Source organism: Bacteroides faecis MAJ27 (assembly GCF_900106755.1).
Taxonomy (GTDB): Bacteria; Bacteroidota; Bacteroidia; order Bacteroidales; family Bacteroidaceae; genus Bacteroides; species Bacteroides faecis.
This window is the reverse complement of sequence record NZ_FNNN01000009.1, coordinates 41,718-58,209: the sequence shown is the minus strand read 5'-3', so window position 1 is coordinate 58,209 and position 16,492 is coordinate 41,718. Positions and strand designations below refer to the sequence as shown.

Sequence of the window (16,492 nt, the reverse complement as noted above, 5' to 3'; positions counted from 1 at the left end):
ATGAGAAAAATATACGCAACGTTATTATCGGCATTCCTCTTAGGAAGTCTGGTGTGTGCTGGTTGCACAGATAAAAATAAGACTGCTTCGAAAGAAGTTATTGATATCATTCATAAAGTAAATGGCTATTGGCAAACAAACCATCCGGAGCATGGGCGTTCTTTTTGGGACAATGCCGCTTATCATACCGGAAATATGGAAGCCTATTTCCTGACGGACAAGCCGGAATATCTGGAATATTCGAAAGGGTGGGCGGAACATAACGAATGGAAAGGTGCCAAGTCTGATAATAAAGCCAACTGGAAGTACAGTTATGGTGAAAGCAATGATTATGTACTTTTCGGTGATTATCAGATTTGTTTTCAAACTTATGCCGATTTATATAATTTAGAGCCGGATACAAACAAGATTGCCCGCGCCCGTGAAGTGATGGAATATCAGATGAGTACCCCTAATAATGATTATTGGTGGTGGGCAGATGGCTTGTATATGGTGATGCCTGTAATGACAAAACTGTATAACATTACTAAGAATCCACTCTACCTGGAGAAGTTGCATGAGTATCTTGCTTATGCTGACAGTATCATGTATGATGCAGAAGCCGGACTTTACTATCGGGATGGAAAATATGTATATCCTAAGCATAAAAGCGTAAATGGAAAGAAAGATTTTTGGGCTCGTGGAGACGGGTGGGTGCTGGCTGGACTGGCAAAAGTCTTGAAAGATCTTCCCGAAACAGATAAATATCGTCCGGAATATGCAGATCGTTTCTGTACATTGGCAAAGTCTGTTGCTGCTTGTCAGCAACCTGAAGGATATTGGACACGCAGTATGCTTGATCCTCAACATGCACCGGGACCTGAGACTAGCGGGACAGCTTTCTTTGCTTATGGATTGCAGTGGGGGATTAATAATGGTTTTCTCGATTCCCGCCAATATCAACCTGTCGTAGACAAAGCGTGGAAATATTTGTCAACAGTCGCTTTACAACCTGATGGGAAGATTGGCTATGTGCAACCTATTGGTGAGAAAGCTATACCGGGACAAGTAGTAGATGCAAATTCTACTTCTAACTTTGGGGTCGGCGCTTTTCTGCTGGCCGCCTGCGAACGGGTGCGCTATTTGAATGGCGACAAATAGAACTTCTCGGGGCAGGAGCATATTTCAATTCAGCATTAAATGCATATAAGGTTGGAACGATTGAAATACTCTGTCGGTTAGTTCGCTGATATTCATTTTGATATGTGCACCGGGTAAACGCTCGGTGCTATACATACATTTCCCGTTGCATAAGTAATAATAACCATTGTTTACGGATAACTGTTTATCCAGCACTTCCAGCTGCATCTCATCTTCCGGGAATGCCGATGCATATAATTGCATCACTTCTTTGGCGTTGATTATACGTGCCATACCTAGCGGAGATAGCGTCAGTGAACTATCCGGAGGAAGTAGCTGAAGCATCTCTTTGCATCCTGTATGTTGCTTAATGTGATGCAATAAGCTATGTTCGGCATCTTTAGTCTCTGCAAAAAGTTCATTGATAACAATTTGCTTTTCTCCTCTATATACGATAGCCATACCGATGATCCGGTTCTCTTGTCTGGCTATAAATAAAGCTCCGTTACCCAGAATCAGGTCGGCTATAATAACCTGAAAATCTTCGAAAGTATGCTGAATACAGCAGGGGCGTTCAGTTAGTTTCTTATTTAGATATTGATAAACTTCCTCTTGACAATTGATTTCTGCTGTAACTGTAATCTCTTTCGAGGGGATAAATTCAGGAACAGTAAATTCTCTGGTCGAATACCGGAATACAGGAGCGTATCCCATCCGTGCATAATAATCGAATAACCACGGTTCAGCAGGAATCAATGTACTGAAATGCGTTCCGTTGCGAAGCATCCGTGCAAAAGCCTGGGAAAGTAATTCGCGCATCACTCCGTTTCCGCGGAAATCCGGATGAGTGCATGCACCCGAAACATAAGAGGTCTGTACTGTATTTCCACAAAAAGTCATGGGATAAGGGATCATCTGGAGAGCAGAAATCACTTCGTCCCCGCTTTCAATAGTCACATTTATTTCATTTTTATAGCGCAGTCTGAAATACATTTCGACGAATTCTTCACTATCGTCGAAACATAACTGCCATAATGCCTTAACCTTTTCTTTTGTCGTCATACCTTATATTATTACCATCTGATTATGTCCATTGGGTGATCTTTCAGACAAGCCATATACTTTTCAAGAATAGTCACCGGCTGATAAGACAGCTTTGCCTTGCGCAAACCTTCAAGACCTAAGTCTTCTTCCCGGTTGATATAGATATACTGTTCGGGAATGTGATTGGCGAACTCATTATTAATCATGGCATAAGCACCATCAATGTTGGTATCTGCCTTTTCTACATGCACTCCGAATGTTTCATGATTGATAGGCATTCCGAAAGTAAATGCTACAATTTTCCCGTTGACGTGGAGAATACCTCCGGTCAGGCCGAGTGCTTCGAAATTATGTAAAGCATAAATAAGGGCACGGCGTTCATTCCCCGTTCCTTCCTGCTGGTCGCAGTTGTTCACTTTACACCATTCGGCTTCCAGGTCCAGACACTCCTGAATACGGTCGGGAGTAATCGGTGTGTATTCATAATCGGGATACGTATTACGGAATCGGTTGATGTGATTTCTTTTTGCCTGAAATTTCTTTCCTTTCAGAGTGGCGAGATCACTCCTTAGATATATATAGTCTGCATAGTCACGATTTTCCGTGAAGGTAAACTGGCCGGGTAGAATAGCTTCGAGATCGGCGCGCATATTGCTGCAAACTCCCAGCATACAGAAGTTATGCTTTTCTTTATCGGCATCCTCTATTAATTCCCGTAGAACGGCTTTCAGGTCGCCACTTCCTACAGGCATCATATATGCCAGTTGCTCTCCTGCCCAGAATTTAAATACCAGGAAATTGTCGATAACTGCATATTGAGTATCGTACAAGAATCTCCAACTACAGAGGTTGGAAAATGAAAGATCGCAGTTTCGGCGGTCACTTTTCATCGTGAATGCGGTTATTGTGTCTTTGTCTGCTAATGTAATGTCTTTAAATGGAATCATAAATGCTTTTTGCGTTTAACTCTTTATATAACGGAAAATGAAAGAATTTTGTTTTTACAAAACACCTAATAATCGCAGGATGGTCGGTGTCAGTAATGCGGTGAATATTCCATTTAGTGTAAGTCCCAGGCTGGCATAGGCTCCATATTTACTACTGATGTCCATTGCGGTGGATGTACCGACAGCATGGGCGGCTGTTCCCATTGATAGTCCTTGCGCTATCGGACTGCCTACATGCATAATTTTCATCGTCTTAAAACCGCAGATTGCTCCCAATAGTCCTACTGCTACTACGACAGCGGCGGTCAGTGACGGGATACCTCCGATAGCTTTGGTTACTTCCATCGCAATGGGGGTTGTTACAGATTTTGGTGCTAATGAAAGAATTACTTCTTGTGAGGCTCCCATAAATTTAGCAATCAATACCACAGAAATAACTCCGACAATGCAGCCTGCCAATTGAGATAAAAGGATAGGCAACAACTGTTTCTTAATCATTTCCAGCTGAAGATATAAGGGAACTCCTAAAGCTACGACAGCAGGGCGTAACCAGAATTCGATGAGATGCCCTCCCTGATTATAAGTCTCATAAGAGATATTCGTCATTTTGAGGAAGATGATAAGCACAGCGATTGTGAGTAATATCGGGTTCAGTAATACTAATCCTGTTTTTTTCTGAAGCCATTTAGCGAAGAAGAAAACACCAAAGGTGACAGCTAGCAGGAAGAAATTATTTTCTAAAAAGCTCATTGAATTTACGTGTTAGATTGATTTTATCTGTTAAGTGAAGGCTGCGTGCTAATTTAATTTGGCGCGCCAATCTGATTTTACGTACGATTTGGTGTACCCATCCTGTAACGACCAATACAAGAGCAGTACTGACGATCGTTGCAATGACTATCGGCCAGAATTCCGCCGCAATTACATCGAAATATAGCATTAACGCTACTCCGGGAGGGACAAAAAAGAAGCCCAGATTAGCTACCAGAAAGTCGGACAATCCCTGCACCCACTGCAGTTTGATCCAGCCTAATTTCAAAAAGAGGGTGAGCAGCAGCATACCGATGATGCTGGAGGGGAGCTTGATCCCTGTTAAATAAACGATTAATTCACCCAAAGCCAAACAGCCAAATAAAATGGCACACTGACGTATCATACACTAATTACCTATTGATTTGTTTGAAAACACTGCAAAGGTAGAAAAAATAGAAGTACAGTGTTAAATATTATAATATTTTAGACTTGGAAAAGAAAAATAGCCGAAATTGTAATGTGGATATTGCAAAATTGAGTACTTTTGCAGCGCAAATTACAAATCGTAACAAGGTTTATAATATTATTCAAATATATCTATGCTTAATTTAATCAACCAAATCGTGGCTCGTGCGAAAGCAGACCGCCAACGTATTGTTCTTCCGGAAGGAACTGAAGAACGCACATTAAAAGCTGCCAATCAGATTTTGACAGATGAAGTTGCTGACCTTATTTTACTGGGTAAACCCGCTGAAATTAACGAACTTGCTGTAAAATGGGGGCTGGGCAACATCAGCAAAGCTACTATTATCGATCCTGAAACTTCTCCGAAACACGAAGAGTATGCACAGCTGTTGTGTGAGCTTCGTAAGAAGAAGGGGATGACTATTGAGGAAGCTCGTCAATTGACAAATGATCCTTTGTTCTATGGTTGTTTAATGATTAAGAATGGTGATGCTGACGGTCAGCTGGCAGGTGCCCGCAACACGACAGGTAACGTATTGCGTCCTGCTTTGCAGATTATCAAGACAGCTCCGGGTATCACTTGTGTATCTGGCGCAATGTTGTTGCTGACTCATGCTCCCGAATATGGTAAGAACGGTATTCTGGTAATGGGTGATGTTGCCGTTACTCCGGTTCCGGACCCTAACCAGCTGGCGCAGATTGCTGTTTGCACGGCACAAACGGCAAAAGCCGTTGCCGGTATTGAAAATCCGAAAGTGGCTATGTTGAGCTTCTCTACCAAAGGGTCTGCCAAACATGAGGTAGTAGACAAAGTGGTGGAAGCTACCAAAATTGCAAAAGAGATGGCTCCTACACTTGATCTGGATGGCGAAATGCAGGCAGATGCTGCTCTTGTTCCTGAAGTGGGCGCAAGCAAAGCTCCGGGTTCTGATGTAGCCGGTCAGGCTAACGTACTGATTGTTCCGAGTCTGGAAGTCGGTAATATCTCTTATAAGCTGGTACAACGTCTGGGACATGCTGACGCTATCGGTCCGATCCTTCAGGGTATTGCACGTCCGGTGAACGATTTGTCTCGTGGTTGCTCCATCGAAGACGTATATCGTATGATTGCTATTACAGCTAATCAGGCTATTGCTGCAAAAAATAATAAATAAGTATTAAGTATCAAGTAGTAAAGACAATATGAAAATTCTAGTATTGAACTGTGGTAGTTCATCTATCAAATATAAATTATTCGATATGACCACTAAAGAAGTAATAGCTCAAGGTGGTATCGAAAAAATCGGTCTGAAAGGTTCTTTCCTTAAATTAACTTTGCCGAATGGCGAAAAGAAAGTTCTTGAAAAAGATATTCCGGAACATACTATTGGCGTTGAATTTATTTTGAATACATTGATAAATCCGGAATACGGGGCTATTAAGTCATTAGATGAAATCAATGCTGTCGGTCACCGTATGGTACATGGAGGTGAACGTTTCAGTGAATCTGTATTGCTGAACAAAGAGGTGCTGGAAGCTTTTACTGCTTGCAATGATCTGGCTCCGCTTCACAATCCTGCTAATCTGAAAGGTGTGAATGCCGTTTCTGCTATTCTTCCCAACATTCCTCAGATAGGCGTATTTGATACAGCTTTCCATCAGACTATGCCGGATTATGCTTACATGTATGCTATTCCTTATGAAATGTATGAGAAATATGGTGTACGCCGTTATGGCTTCCACGGAACTTCTCACCGTTATGTATCAAAGCGTGTATGCGAATTTCTGGGCGTTAATCCGGTAGGACAGAAAATCATCACTTGTCATATTGGCAACGGTGGTTCTATTGCTGCTGTCAAAGATGGTAAATGTATGGATACGACAATGGGACTGACTCCGTTGGAAGGTTTGATGATGGGTACTCGCAGCGGTGATATTGATGCAGGTGCAGTGACATTCATCATGGAAAAAGAAGGCTTGAATACAACAGGGGTTTCTAACTTGCTGAACAAGAAGAGCGGTGTACTGGGTATTTCAGGTGTATCAAGCGATATGCGCGAACTGTTGGCTGCTTGTGCTAACGGAAACGAAAGAGCTATTTTGGCTGAAAAGATGTATTACTACCGTATTAAGAAATATATCGGTGCTTATGCTGCGGCATTAGGCGGCGTAGATATCATATTGTTTACAGGTGGTGTGGGTGAAAATCAGTTTGAGTGTCGTGAGGCCGTTTGTAAGGATATGGAATTCATGGGCATTAAACTGGATAGCGCTGTTAATGCAAAAGTTCGTGGTGAAGAAGCTGTCATTTCTACTGCAGACTCTAAAGTGAAGGTAGTTGTGATTCCGACAGACGAAGAACTGTTGATTGCATCGGATACAATGGATATTCTGAAAAAGTAATCATTAACTTACTGATATGAAAAAGGCGGTTCCCATCACAGGGCCGCCTTTTTTGATTGGCAAAATTACTGTTGACTCTTTTATAAGTCTCGTTTTTTTTACCTTACTTTGCGTACAAAATATTTTTAGACAGATTATTATATGCGCTATTCCGTCATAATCCCCGTTTACAATCGTCCCGATGAGGTGGATGAATTACTGCAAAGTCTCGCGTCACAGCACTTTAAAGATTTTGAGGTTGTGGTAGTGGAAGATGGTTCTTCTATCCCTTGTAAGGAAGTCGTAGACCGATATACAGATCGATTGGACATTCAATACTTCTCTAAAGCAAATTCCGGACCGGGGCAGACTCGTAACTACGGAGCAGAGCGAAGTAAAGGCGAATATCTCATTATACTGGACTCTGATGTCATTTTGCCCGAAGGATATTTTGATGCCATAGAGAAAGAGTTGTTGGCTTCTCCTGCTGATGCGTTTGGCGGCCCTGACCGTGCACACGACTCTTTCACGGATATTCAGAAAGCCATCAATTATTCAATGACTTCCTTCTTTACAACGGGCGGTATTCGTGGTGGAAAGAAGAAGATGGATAAATTTTATCCGCGTAGCTTCAATATGGGAGTCCGTCGCGAAGTGTATGAAGCTTTGGGAGGATTCTCCAAAATGCGTTTCGGGGAAGACATTGATTTCAGTATCCGTATATTTAAAGGTGGTTATACTTGCCGTCTTTTCCCTGACGCATGGGTATATCACAAGCGTCGGACTGACATGAAGAAGTTCTTTAAGCAAGTCCATAACTCCGGTATTGCCCGCATTAACCTTTATAAAAAATATCCCGATTCTTTGAAATTGGTGCATCTGCTTCCTGCGGTGTTTACTTTGGGGGTAGTGTTGTTATTGCTGGGAACTCCGTTCTGTCTCTTTAGCTTTACCCCGATTATCCTTTATGGGCTGCTGGTCTGTCTGGACTCTACCATTCAGAATAAGAGTCTGCATATTGGTGTTTGTTCTATATCGGCTGCTTTTATACAGCTGATCGGCTATGGAACAGGATTCTGGCGTGCGTGGTGGCAACGTTGTGTAAGGGGAAAAGACGAGTTCGAGGCTTTCCGAAGTAACTTTTATAAGTAGGGTTGAGGAGAGTAGCACGACAGCCGGGTGTCAGATAAAGGGCATTAGTACATAAAAAAGAATTCGAGTGCACAAATTCCTGTTCCGATAGCCTGTGCCGTTTAATTAAATAAGGCTACCTTTGTATCCTCAATATACAGATAATGGAAAACAAACACAAATTATCCATTAACCAGTGGGCAATAGAAGACCGTCCCCGGGAGAAAATGATGGAGAAAGGAGCAGCCGCATTAAGTGATGCCGAACTACTCGCAATATTAATAGGCTCCGGAAATACGGAAGAAAGTGCTGTCGAACTGATGAGGCGCCTGCTTCTCTCTTGTGATAACAATCTGAATTCTCTGGCAAAGTGGGAAGTCTGCGACTATTCCCGTTTCAAAGGAATGGGACCGGCGAAGAGTATCACCGTAATGGCTGCCTTGGAACTCGGCAAACGGCGGAAGCTGCAAAATACCAAAGAACGCCTTCGCATCTCTTGCTCAAAAGATATCTATGACATTTTCCAACCTGTGATGTGCGACCTCGAACAGGAAGAGTTCTGGGTTTTATTATTGAATCAGGCAACAAGACTGATCGATAAGGTACGTATCAGTACCGGTGGAATAGACGGAACTTATACTGACGTACGTACAATTCTTCGGGAAGCACTGCTGCAAAGGGCTACGCAAATAGCCGTAGTACATAACCATCCTTCCGGAAATATCCAGCCCAGTCAACCGGACCGGACGTTGACGGAACACATTCGTCAGGCAGCCGACACAATGAACATTCACCTGATAGACCACGTTATTGTTTGTGAGGATAAGTTTTACAGTTTTGCCGACGAAGGACTGCTCTGAATAAATTTATTCTTATCTTTGCAATATATATTAATAAGGAAGCCCTATGGAAAAATTTAAAATAGAAGAAAAGATCGTAGCCATGCTAAAGACGGTGTACGATCCTGAGATCCCGGTGAATGTATACGATCTTGGACTGATTTATAAAATAGACGTCTCTGATGACGGAGATGTAGTACTCGATATGACGTTGACAGCTCCCAATTGTCCGGCAGCCGATTTTATTATGGAAGATATCCGCCAAAAGGTGGAATCGGTAGAAGGGGTGACTACAGCCACTATCAATCTGGTATTCGAACCGGAATGGGATAAAGATATGATGAGCGAAGAAGCAAAACTGGAACTGGGTTTCCTGTAATGCTTTGATAATGAATAGTGGCAAAACTCATTACTTATAACTCTAAACTCAAAACTCATGAAGAACGTTTATTTCCTTTCCGATGCGCATCTTGGTTCACGTGCCATAGAACATGGACGTACACAGGAACGACGCTTGGTGAACTTCCTCGACAGTATCAAGCATAAAGCTTCTGCTGTTTACCTGTTGGGAGATATGTTCGACTTCTGGTACGAATTTCAGTTGGTTGTTCCTAAAGGCTACACCCGTTTTCTGGGAAAGCTTTCCGAACTGACAGATATGGGTGTGGAAGTGCATTTCTTTACCGGTAACCATGACATTTGGTGTGGGGATTATCTGGCTAAGGAATGTGGAGTGATTATTCACCGCGAACCGTTGACTACGGAAATTTACGGAAAAGAATTTTATCTGGCCCATGGTGATGGTCTGGGCGATCCGGATAAGAAGTTCAAGTTGCTGCGTTGGATGTTTCATAGCAAGACATTACAGACTTTGTTCTCTGCCATCCACCCCCGTTGGAGTGTAGAGTTAGGGTTGACATGGGCGAAACATAGCCGTGAAAAACGGGTAGACGGAAAAGAACCGGACTATATGGGAGAGAATAAGGAACACCTGGTGCTTTATACGAAGGAGTATCTGCGAAGCCATCCCAATATCAACTTCTTTATCTATGGACATCGTCACATCGAACTGGATTTAATGCTGAGCGCTACTTCCCGTGTGCTGATTCTGGGCGATTGGATCAACTATTTTTCATATGCTGTATTCGACGGTGTAAATCTTTTCCTTGAAGAGTATATAGAAGGAGAGACACAGTTTTGATTCTTATTGATCAAAACGTTGATATTCCATTCATATAATATAAGACCACGTCTTCATACATTCTCACACATAACATGGAAGAATGTGAAGACGTGGTCTTAATGTATTTAGTTGCTCAGCCTGAATACTACAGAGGCATATCCTCCCAGTTTTAAGGTATAATTGTCATTGTCCGTATTTTGCTGCGCTTCGCCATTTACAAACAATACTTTTTCAATCTTGTCTGTTAGTGGAAGTTGCATTGCCGTTCCGCTGAAGTTGTGGATGACAAGCAATTTCTCCTGATCCTTTGTCATATACCAGGCGGCAATCGGCTTATAATCTTTTTCCTGCGATTCGTTGTAGACAGGATGCTTGGTCATACTTCCCTCTGCCAGTGCCGGATAAGTGTTGCGTAACCGAGTGAGGGTGAGGTATATATTCAGAAGTGAGTGGGCGTCCGTTTGTTGATCGGCTACCGTTTTCACGTTTTTCGATACGGTGGCATCCGTCTTGTCGGTATAGCTGGTCGTGTAACTATCTCCCCACAACATTGGGCTGCGTACGTATTCGTCTCCATTATCCTTTGTTCCGTAAAGACCCAGTTCTTCACCATAGTAGATGTATGGATGTCCGGCTGAAGTGAGCAGGACGGAGGCTGCCAGTCTACATTTGTCGGCGGACTTGCCGAGCTTGGATGATGTACGGTCTTCGTCGTGGTTACTCAGTTTGGTAGCTTCGATGTAGTCGCTGCGATAGCCGGCGTATTTCTGTTGGTAAGAAAGGATATCTTTCGCAAAATAACATCCGGTACTATTGTTGATCCCCCATTCCAGCCGATACCAGAAAGAAAATTCAAATAAAGCGGGCAGACCTTTATAATAAGGAGCTACTTTATCATATTCCGACAGAACTTCACCTACCATATAGAAGTCATCCGTATGTCCTTGCTGTTTGTAGCAGGTGTTCATGTCTTCGTAGAACATTTTCAGGAAGCGGGGATTTTCTTCACTGGTTTCACTGTGGTAAATGTGTTTCACGGCATCAAGTCGGAGACCGTCCACACCGCGGGCAATCCATCCCTTTGCCGCATCTGCTATCGCTTGATAGGCCGGTGACTCACCGGCTTGATCTACCGGACCATAGTTCAGGTCGGCAAACCAATCGGTACAGAAATGGGAGTGGAAGTAGGTGATTTGCTGGCTGTCGAACATGATGTTGGCAGGAGTACCGGCGTTGGTCAGTTTGAACTCTTTGTTCAGGGTGACTTTCTCGGATGAGGAAGATGCACCGTATTTTGTCCCTGCTGGCCAGGAGGAATCATTGCTGGTACGGATCAGAAGCCCCCAGGTAGATTCAAAATCAACAGTGAGCTCATAGAGGTTGTTTCCTTTGTCATAAAACTTTTTGCAGATACCGTCGCCGTAGTATAAGTACTTGGCATTGGTGGTGCCTGTGTCCGGATTGTCTTCGTCTGTTTTGGCTCCTGTAGTGACGATAAGGGTGGGAGAAGATGCATTGCTCCAGTCCAGTGTAAATTTCAGTAGTCCTTTCACTGCACTGGTCTCGTCGGAAACCTGAAACCATTCCGCGGCATTGTATCCGGCTGTCCCTTCCTGAGTAATCATATCTATTTTGCCTGCCGCAATATCGGTTTTCGGATCTTCGGAAAAAGAATAATAATTGCGATACGGACTTTCAGATGATGAACAGGCTTCGGTAAACCACGGGTGATCTGTAGCGGTGTGGTTCATTACGTAGTCCAGATAAATCTTGATCCCCCGGTTATGCGCTTCCGTAACCAAGCGGTCGAAATCACTTTCTGTGCCGAGTTTCGGATTCACTTTCGTGTAGTCTGTCACATCATATCCGTGGTAAGACATGCAGGGGTGGATGGGGGAGAGCCAGATAGCTTTCACGCCCAGCTGGTTGATGTAGTCCAGTTTTTGGGTAATGCCGTTCAGATCTCCATACCCGTCTCCGTCACTGTCGGCAAAGGAGTAGACCAGTAGTTGGTAGGAGATGTCTGCACGCTTGGTTTCGTCCCATGTGTCGGGAGAGGCAGCGAGTGCCGTCCATTGTCCTTCGACGGGCGGTTCGGGATCTGGAGTAGGTTCGGTGATATTCTTGTCATCGCTGCAAGCGGTCATGAATGCCAGGAGCATCGACAGCCACAGGAGAGATAAAAAATGGAGATGTTTCTTCATAATGATGATGTATTAAAAACAATAACTGTAATCTCTTGGAAAAACAAGGGCCGTCCCGATTCTATTGTATTCGCGACGGCCATTCCCTGTTTTTCGGATTTCTTGTGGTATTATTCGATACGGCCTGTTCCGTTGCCGAAGTTCAGATAAACCTTTTGTCCGGTTTTACCTTGTACTGCGGCTTGGTCACCACCGTTGCCACGATAAGCTATTTGTCCGTCGAAGATGATAAACTCTGTTTTCCACCAGTCGCCGGCAGAGACAGCTTTCGGGTTTACGCAGATTCGCACTGCACCATCTTTCAGGAAAGCCGGAGAAACGAATTCACCATCAGCGGTTCCGGGCACGGTAAATAAGTCCTGTTCTACCAATTGTGCGTTCCAACCATCGTAAGAGGTGTCGCCCATTAAGTATACATTCGGCTTTTCAAATTCTATCACTTTGTTATCGCCGATAACAGAAACATATACCAGATACCAGCCGGCTACACCGACTTTTAAGTTGCCTCCCTCGTCCGACAGACCGGCAAGGTCTTTGGATTCTTGTGAGATGGCGTCTATAAAACCAAAGTCATTACCCCAATTGGCTTGCGGTGCAAACTTCACCTGATCGTTGGCAGCAAAATGGAAGATTCCCCAGAAAGCTCCCTTTGTTCCGTTGACGGGAACAAGCTCCTTCCATGCATTCGGATCACCGGCAGGATTTCCCCAGTTATAAGCACTGCCTGTCATATAAAGTTCGGTGGGCGCACTATTGTCTTTCACCGTAAAACGATAGTTGTAGGCGTCGAAGGAGATTTTGATTTTACCATCCAGTGCCGTATTTATAGCTCCTGTATTGGTCCAGGTGACAAAATTATCGCCGGAGTCGTCACCGTCCACACTACTTCCCAGAGCTTTGTCCCAATCGATATCGTTTCCGTTAATAGCCGAAGCCGGGAAAATCTTGAAGTTTGAAGTACTTTCTATTTCGGTTTCCAGTGTATACAGATTTTCATCGAGAGCATCCTTCTTCATTAATTGGGCACCGGTACCATTCCAACCTGTGAAATCGCCGACTACATAGTATCCGTCGGGATCAACTGCCGGAGTTGCGGCAGGCTTCAATGTGATGCTCACCTCATTTCCCACCAGCTGAATACCTTCGCCGGAAGGAGTAACGGCAGAGGTGTTAATCGCGATCTTCAATTCACGTTCCACGCTTGCACGACTTTTGTAAGCTTCTTGTGTCACACTGTCCAGTTGCGACAATGCTACTTTAAAGGCATTGTCTTCTGTCATGGTAAATGGGATTGTGTGATTCTCGTTCAGTGTCAGAGAGTTCACTGCGATTTTGCTGCCTTCTTCAGCCGTGGTTGAGCTTAACTTCGCAATTTCTACGGAATCTGCTGTGGTTGCATCCATTACAATGCTGGCATCTTTGCCGGCTGCGAAAGTTGCGGTCAACTGTCCTGCCGACTCTTCCTGGGGATTGGACTGGGGATCAGCCCAGTCCTTGAAATCTTCGTTACAGGCAGAAAACCCGATTGCTGCCAGAAACATCCCTGTGTATATTAAATGTTTTTTCATGATGAATCGTTCTTTTAAAGTTAATTACTTCTTTTCTCCTGTGCCTGCCGTAAAGTTCAAGTACATTACATTGCCGGCTGAACCCTGTACGGAATAACCTTCTCCTTTTTCTGTCCAACTGTCAATCAGATTGAAATCACGATAGAAGATTTCACCGTCGTGGAGTGTAAATTCTGTTCTCCACCAGTCGAGGTCTGTCTTGAAGCACATGCGGACCTCTCCGCTCGCAGTCATGGCAGGAGATACGAAGTTGCCGTCTTTGGTAGCGGGAACCGCAAACTTCCATCTGTCGGTAAATGCCCATGAGCCACCGGTTGTATTACCAAACAAATAGACTTCAGCCGGATAGAATGTGATGGTGAACGCATAGTCGGAACCTTTGACTGCCGCTTTGATATAGAAGAGATACCATCCGGCGTTTTCTACGATGAAGTTATCATTACCGCTTACTCCGGCTCCGGCTTTGTCAGTAACAGTCACGCGGTTGTCATTAATACCGATATATTCATTTTCTTTGGTACCGAACTTGAACTCGGAGTTGGCATCGAAGTAAACCATGGCATAGAATTGACCATCCATGCCGTAGACGCCTGCCATCGGTTTCCATACTTTCCAGTCGGCATCCAGCATAGAACCTACGATGAACATGGTCTTAGGCGGTGTCAATGAACTGGTGCTCTTGGAGATTAATACGTTGGGCAACTCAATTATGTTGGAAAAACAGATCCCTTTTCCACTGCTTGTGATGTTGGCTTTCAAGCGGATGTACACAGCTATCGGTTCGGTGGGGAGAGCTGCCTGTTCTCCGTTTACGGCAGTCCATAAGTCGAGAAGTGCGCTGTTGAGCTCGGAAGCATCCACATTCATTTTTGCTGTCGGGTACGTGTTTTCCAACACAGTATAGTTGGCTTTACTGTCATCTGTTGCTTCCTTGAAATCTTGTTCAAAAGAGGCTTGTACCGTGTATGTGGTAGCTGCCGGAAAACCGTAGTCCGGTTGAGAACAAGTAAGTTCTACACTTTGAGCATTCTTCAGGTCATATACATTGTTGGCTGCATACGCAGGCGTATTGAGCGTAAATGTATCGGGCTCATTCAGGATCGGGTTGCTGTCGTTGTCTGTCTCGCAAGCTGTGAATAGTGGCAGTGCGAAGGTGACAGCAAGTAATATATTGGATATTTTTTTCATAATGGCATTCTTTTATATAAGGATGAACTACTGGTTATTTATAGCCTTCATTTTGTGACATATTCTTATTGTTGTTTATATCCGATACAGGGATAGGATATAAATTGTAGTATGAAGCGACAGATGTCCCGTTCATAGCTCCGCCTTTCCAGTCCCACACATATTTATTGGTTGTGAACATGCCGAAACGAACCAAGTCTGAGCGACGGCGACCTTCCAGATAGAACTCGCGTGCCCATTCATCGATAAGTTCCTGTTCGGTTACAGTCTGTACCTTTCTTGTACAGTTGGCACGTTTGCGAAGTTCGTTGATGTCTGCCGTTGCATCTCCTCCCTGACGGAAGATAGCTTCCGCACGTGTCAGATAGGCTTCTGCCAGACGGAATAAAGGAATGTCAGTGTCGGGATATGTTGCATGGCTGACAGGCTTTCCGTCAGAACGATAGTTCTGCCACTTTACAATAGACAGTCCATCGGTGAATCCGCTGATAGCATCTGTCTGAATCTTGCGTCTGCCGCCTCCTACACCGGAGTATAGCATGGCACGGTCGTCACCGGCAGCCTTAATCATATCTTCTGTCCGGATGCCGTATTTAGCATCGAAAGCATCGATCTGTTCATCCGTGTCTAACCCCTTAGTCGGAATTTCCACATCGGTGGGCAACATCGGCACATCTTCGAGATTGGAGAAGAATTTCTTCACCATGGCTGCACGGGCAAAGATACAGGACCAGCCATTTGTTGTTCCCATACGTGGCATACCGGCCACGCGAGTACCACAAACCAGATAGGTAGAACCGCCATGGTTACGTGTCTTTACACCATCCTGACGAATGGGCAGAATGATTTCCTGCATGGCATTTTCATTCTCATCGTTATCGGCCATAAACAGTTCGCTGTAGTTGGTACATAATTTATATGCTGAGGCAATCACTTTGCTGGCATATTCTTCCGCCTTTGCATAGTCGGTTTGTCCGGTATATACACCGGCGTTCAGGTACAAACGTGCACGGAGCAACCAGTTAGCAGCTTTGTCGGCACGACCGAAAGGAGCCTGACGGGGTTCATACATATCACCTTCAATCTCGTTCAGTTCATTCTGAATGTAGGTATAGAGTTCCGTACCTTTCTTTTCAACAGGTAAATCGTTGCTGAAGTGTTCTTTGAACGGAGCTTTTCCAAACAAGTCGAGGAAGTACCAGTAATGCAAGGCACGCAGGAAACGTATTTCCGCACGCTGGCGCAGTGTTTCCGCATCTGTCATACCTTCGGTCTGGTCGAGGAAGAAGTTATATTGTGTGATGTCATATCCTAAACGGACATAAACCCACTCTGTACGCTGGCTGGAAGGACTCCAGCTAATGCTTGTAAGCTGGGGGATATCCTGGTTTTCCTGCCATGCCCAGAGACATTCATCGGTAGGCAACTCATTGCAGTTGAAAGTGGTACGGTAAAAACCGGATTCACCTTCATCTTGTCCGTCCAGGTCAGGAGAGCCGTCGATACCTTTTTGTCCGGTTACGCCCAGCATGGCATAACCTTTCACAAATACTCCTTGCTGATCGAAACTACCTCCTGTCTGAGGGTCGATGGGACTAATATCCAGATCGTTGATACATGAAGTTACTCCCAGTGAGAGAACTGTGATCAGTGCTGCTGAAAATAGTTGTTTGATATATCTTGTTTTCAT

The 16,492-nt window shown here is 44.3% G+C and carries 15 protein-coding genes; 7 read left to right on the top strand and 8 right to left on the bottom strand.

Annotated elements, in window-relative coordinates:
• Complete coding sequence (locus BLW31_RS09785) at positions 1–1,140, top strand: glycoside hydrolase family 88/105 protein (protein WP_010536348.1); 1,140 nt, start codon at positions 1–3, stop codon at positions 1,138–1,140.
• Positions 1,141–1,164: 24 nt separating this feature from the next.
• Here the strand turns inward: BLW31_RS09785 and BLW31_RS09780 are convergent, their stop codons facing one another.
• From BLW31_RS09780 to BLW31_RS09765, 4 genes are read right to left on the bottom strand one after another with little or no spacing between them, the layout of a single operon-like run.
• A complete protein-coding gene (locus BLW31_RS09780; protein ID WP_010536349.1) occupies positions 1,165–2,181 on the bottom strand; it encodes a GNAT family N-acetyltransferase in 1,017 nt (338 codons plus the stop codon).
• A gap of 11 nt (positions 2,182–2,192) precedes the next feature.
• Entirely contained in the window at positions 2,193–3,110 is a 918-nt protein-coding gene (locus BLW31_RS09775) for a DUF2156 domain-containing protein (protein WP_010536350.1), read from the bottom strand.
• Positions 3,111–3,164: 54 nt separating this feature from the next.
• Positions 3,165–3,860 carry an LrgB family protein gene (locus tag BLW31_RS09770; protein WP_010536351.1) on the bottom strand — a complete coding sequence of 232 codons (696 nt, stop codon included), beginning with the start codon at positions 3,858–3,860 and terminating at the stop codon, positions 3,165–3,167.
• Positions 3,841–4,266 carry a CidA/LrgA family protein gene (locus BLW31_RS09765; protein ID WP_010536352.1) on the bottom strand — a complete coding sequence of 142 codons (426 nt, stop codon included), beginning with the start codon at positions 4,264–4,266 and terminating at the stop codon, positions 3,841–3,843. The genes BLW31_RS09770 and BLW31_RS09765 overlap by 20 nt, the downstream gene beginning before the upstream one ends.
• Before the next feature lie 196 nt (positions 4,267–4,462).
• On the opposite strand from BLW31_RS09765, the gene pta reads away from it, so the two are divergent.
• The 6 genes from pta to BLW31_RS09735 all read left to right on the top strand — a co-directional run bounded on the left by pta (position 4,463) and on the right by BLW31_RS09735 (position 9,860).
• Positions 4,463–5,482 carry a phosphate acetyltransferase gene (gene pta, locus BLW31_RS09760; protein ID WP_010536353.1) on the top strand — a complete coding sequence of 340 codons (1,020 nt, stop codon included), beginning with the start codon at positions 4,463–4,465 and terminating at the stop codon, positions 5,480–5,482.
• 28 nt (positions 5,483–5,510) lie between these two features.
• Entirely contained in the window at positions 5,511–6,710 is a 1,200-nt protein-coding gene (locus tag BLW31_RS09755) for an acetate kinase (RefSeq protein WP_010536354.1), read from the top strand.
• Positions 6,711–6,851: 141 nt separating this feature from the next.
• Complete coding sequence (locus BLW31_RS09750) at positions 6,852–7,841, top strand: glycosyltransferase family 2 protein (protein ID WP_010536355.1); 990 nt, start codon at positions 6,852–6,854, stop codon at positions 7,839–7,841.
• Between the two features lie 143 nt (positions 7,842–7,984).
• Positions 7,985–8,680, top strand: coding sequence for a RadC family protein (gene radC / locus BLW31_RS09745; RefSeq protein WP_010536356.1), 696 nt, complete (start codon positions 7,985–7,987; stop codon positions 8,678–8,680).
• A gap of 46 nt (positions 8,681–8,726) precedes the next feature.
• On the top strand, positions 8,727–9,038 hold the full coding sequence (locus BLW31_RS09740; RefSeq protein WP_010536357.1) for an iron-sulfur cluster assembly protein: 312 nt from the start codon (positions 8,727–8,729) through the stop codon (positions 9,036–9,038).
• A gap of 57 nt (positions 9,039–9,095) precedes the next feature.
• Positions 9,096–9,860 carry a UDP-2,3-diacylglucosamine diphosphatase gene (locus BLW31_RS09735; RefSeq protein WP_010536358.1) on the top strand — a complete coding sequence of 255 codons (765 nt, stop codon included), beginning with the start codon at positions 9,096–9,098 and terminating at the stop codon, positions 9,858–9,860.
• Positions 9,861–9,967: 107 nt separating this feature from the next.
• On the opposite strand, the gene susG is transcribed toward BLW31_RS09735, so the two are convergent.
• From susG to susD, 4 genes are all read right to left on the bottom strand, one after another.
• On the bottom strand, positions 9,968–12,046 hold the full coding sequence (susG, locus tag BLW31_RS09730) for an alpha-amylase SusG (protein ID WP_010536359.1): 2,079 nt from the start codon (positions 12,044–12,046) through the stop codon (positions 9,968–9,970).
• A 110-nt stretch (positions 12,047–12,156) separates the two neighbouring features.
• Entirely contained in the window at positions 12,157–13,614 is a 1,458-nt protein-coding gene (susF, locus tag BLW31_RS09725) for a starch-binding outer membrane protein SusF (RefSeq protein WP_029425253.1), read from the bottom strand.
• Between the two features lie 24 nt (positions 13,615–13,638).
• Complete coding sequence (susE, locus tag BLW31_RS09720; protein ID WP_010536361.1) at positions 13,639–14,802, bottom strand: starch-binding outer membrane protein SusE; 1,164 nt, start codon at positions 14,800–14,802, stop codon at positions 13,639–13,641.
• Between the two features lie 34 nt (positions 14,803–14,836).
• Positions 14,837–16,492, bottom strand: a complete 1,656-nt coding sequence (susD, locus tag BLW31_RS09715; protein ID WP_010536362.1) for a starch-binding outer membrane lipoprotein SusD — start codon at positions 16,490–16,492, stop codon at positions 14,837–14,839.

What these genes read in the sequence shown, in the direction of transcription:
- BLW31_RS09740 (WP_010536357.1), top strand. Translation starts at nt 8,727, where the DNA reads ATGGAAAAATTTAAAATAGAAGAAAAGATCGTAGCCATGCTAAAGACG.
- BLW31_RS09765 (WP_010536352.1), bottom strand. Translation starts at nt 4,266, where the DNA reads ATGATACGTCAGTGTGCCATTTTATTTGGCTGTTTGGCTTTGGGTGAA.
- susD (WP_010536362.1), bottom strand. Translation starts at nt 16,492, where the DNA reads ATGAAAACAAGATATATCAAACAACTATTTTCAGCAGCACTGATCACA.
- BLW31_RS09770 (WP_010536351.1), bottom strand. Translation starts at nt 3,860, where the DNA reads ATGAGCTTTTTAGAAAATAATTTCTTCCTGCTAGCTGTCACCTTTGGT.
- susG (WP_010536359.1), bottom strand. Translation starts at nt 12,046, where the DNA reads ATGAAGAAACATCTCCATTTTTTATCTCTCCTGTGGCTGTCGATGCTC.
- pta (WP_010536353.1), top strand. Translation starts at nt 4,463, where the DNA reads ATGCTTAATTTAATCAACCAAATCGTGGCTCGTGCGAAAGCAGACCGC.
- radC (WP_010536356.1), top strand. Translation starts at nt 7,985, where the DNA reads ATGGAAAACAAACACAAATTATCCATTAACCAGTGGGCAATAGAAGAC.
- BLW31_RS09780 (WP_010536349.1), bottom strand. Translation starts at nt 2,181, where the DNA reads ATGACGACAAAAGAAAAGGTTAAGGCATTATGGCAGTTATGTTTCGAC.
- BLW31_RS09755 (WP_010536354.1), top strand. Translation starts at nt 5,511, where the DNA reads ATGAAAATTCTAGTATTGAACTGTGGTAGTTCATCTATCAAATATAAA.
- susF (WP_029425253.1), bottom strand. Translation starts at nt 13,614, where the DNA reads ATGAAAAAACATTTAATATACACAGGGATGTTTCTGGCAGCAATCGGG.
- susE (WP_010536361.1), bottom strand. Translation starts at nt 14,802, where the DNA reads ATGAAAAAAATATCCAATATATTACTTGCTGTCACCTTCGCACTGCCA.
- BLW31_RS09735 (WP_010536358.1), top strand. Translation starts at nt 9,096, where the DNA reads ATGAAGAACGTTTATTTCCTTTCCGATGCGCATCTTGGTTCACGTGCC.
- BLW31_RS09785 (WP_010536348.1), top strand. Translation starts at nt 1, where the DNA reads ATGAGAAAAATATACGCAACGTTATTATCGGCATTCCTCTTAGGAAGT.
- BLW31_RS09750 (WP_010536355.1), top strand. Translation starts at nt 6,852, where the DNA reads ATGCGCTATTCCGTCATAATCCCCGTTTACAATCGTCCCGATGAGGTG.
- BLW31_RS09775 (WP_010536350.1), bottom strand. Translation starts at nt 3,110, where the DNA reads ATGATTCCATTTAAAGACATTACATTAGCAGACAAAGACACAATAACC.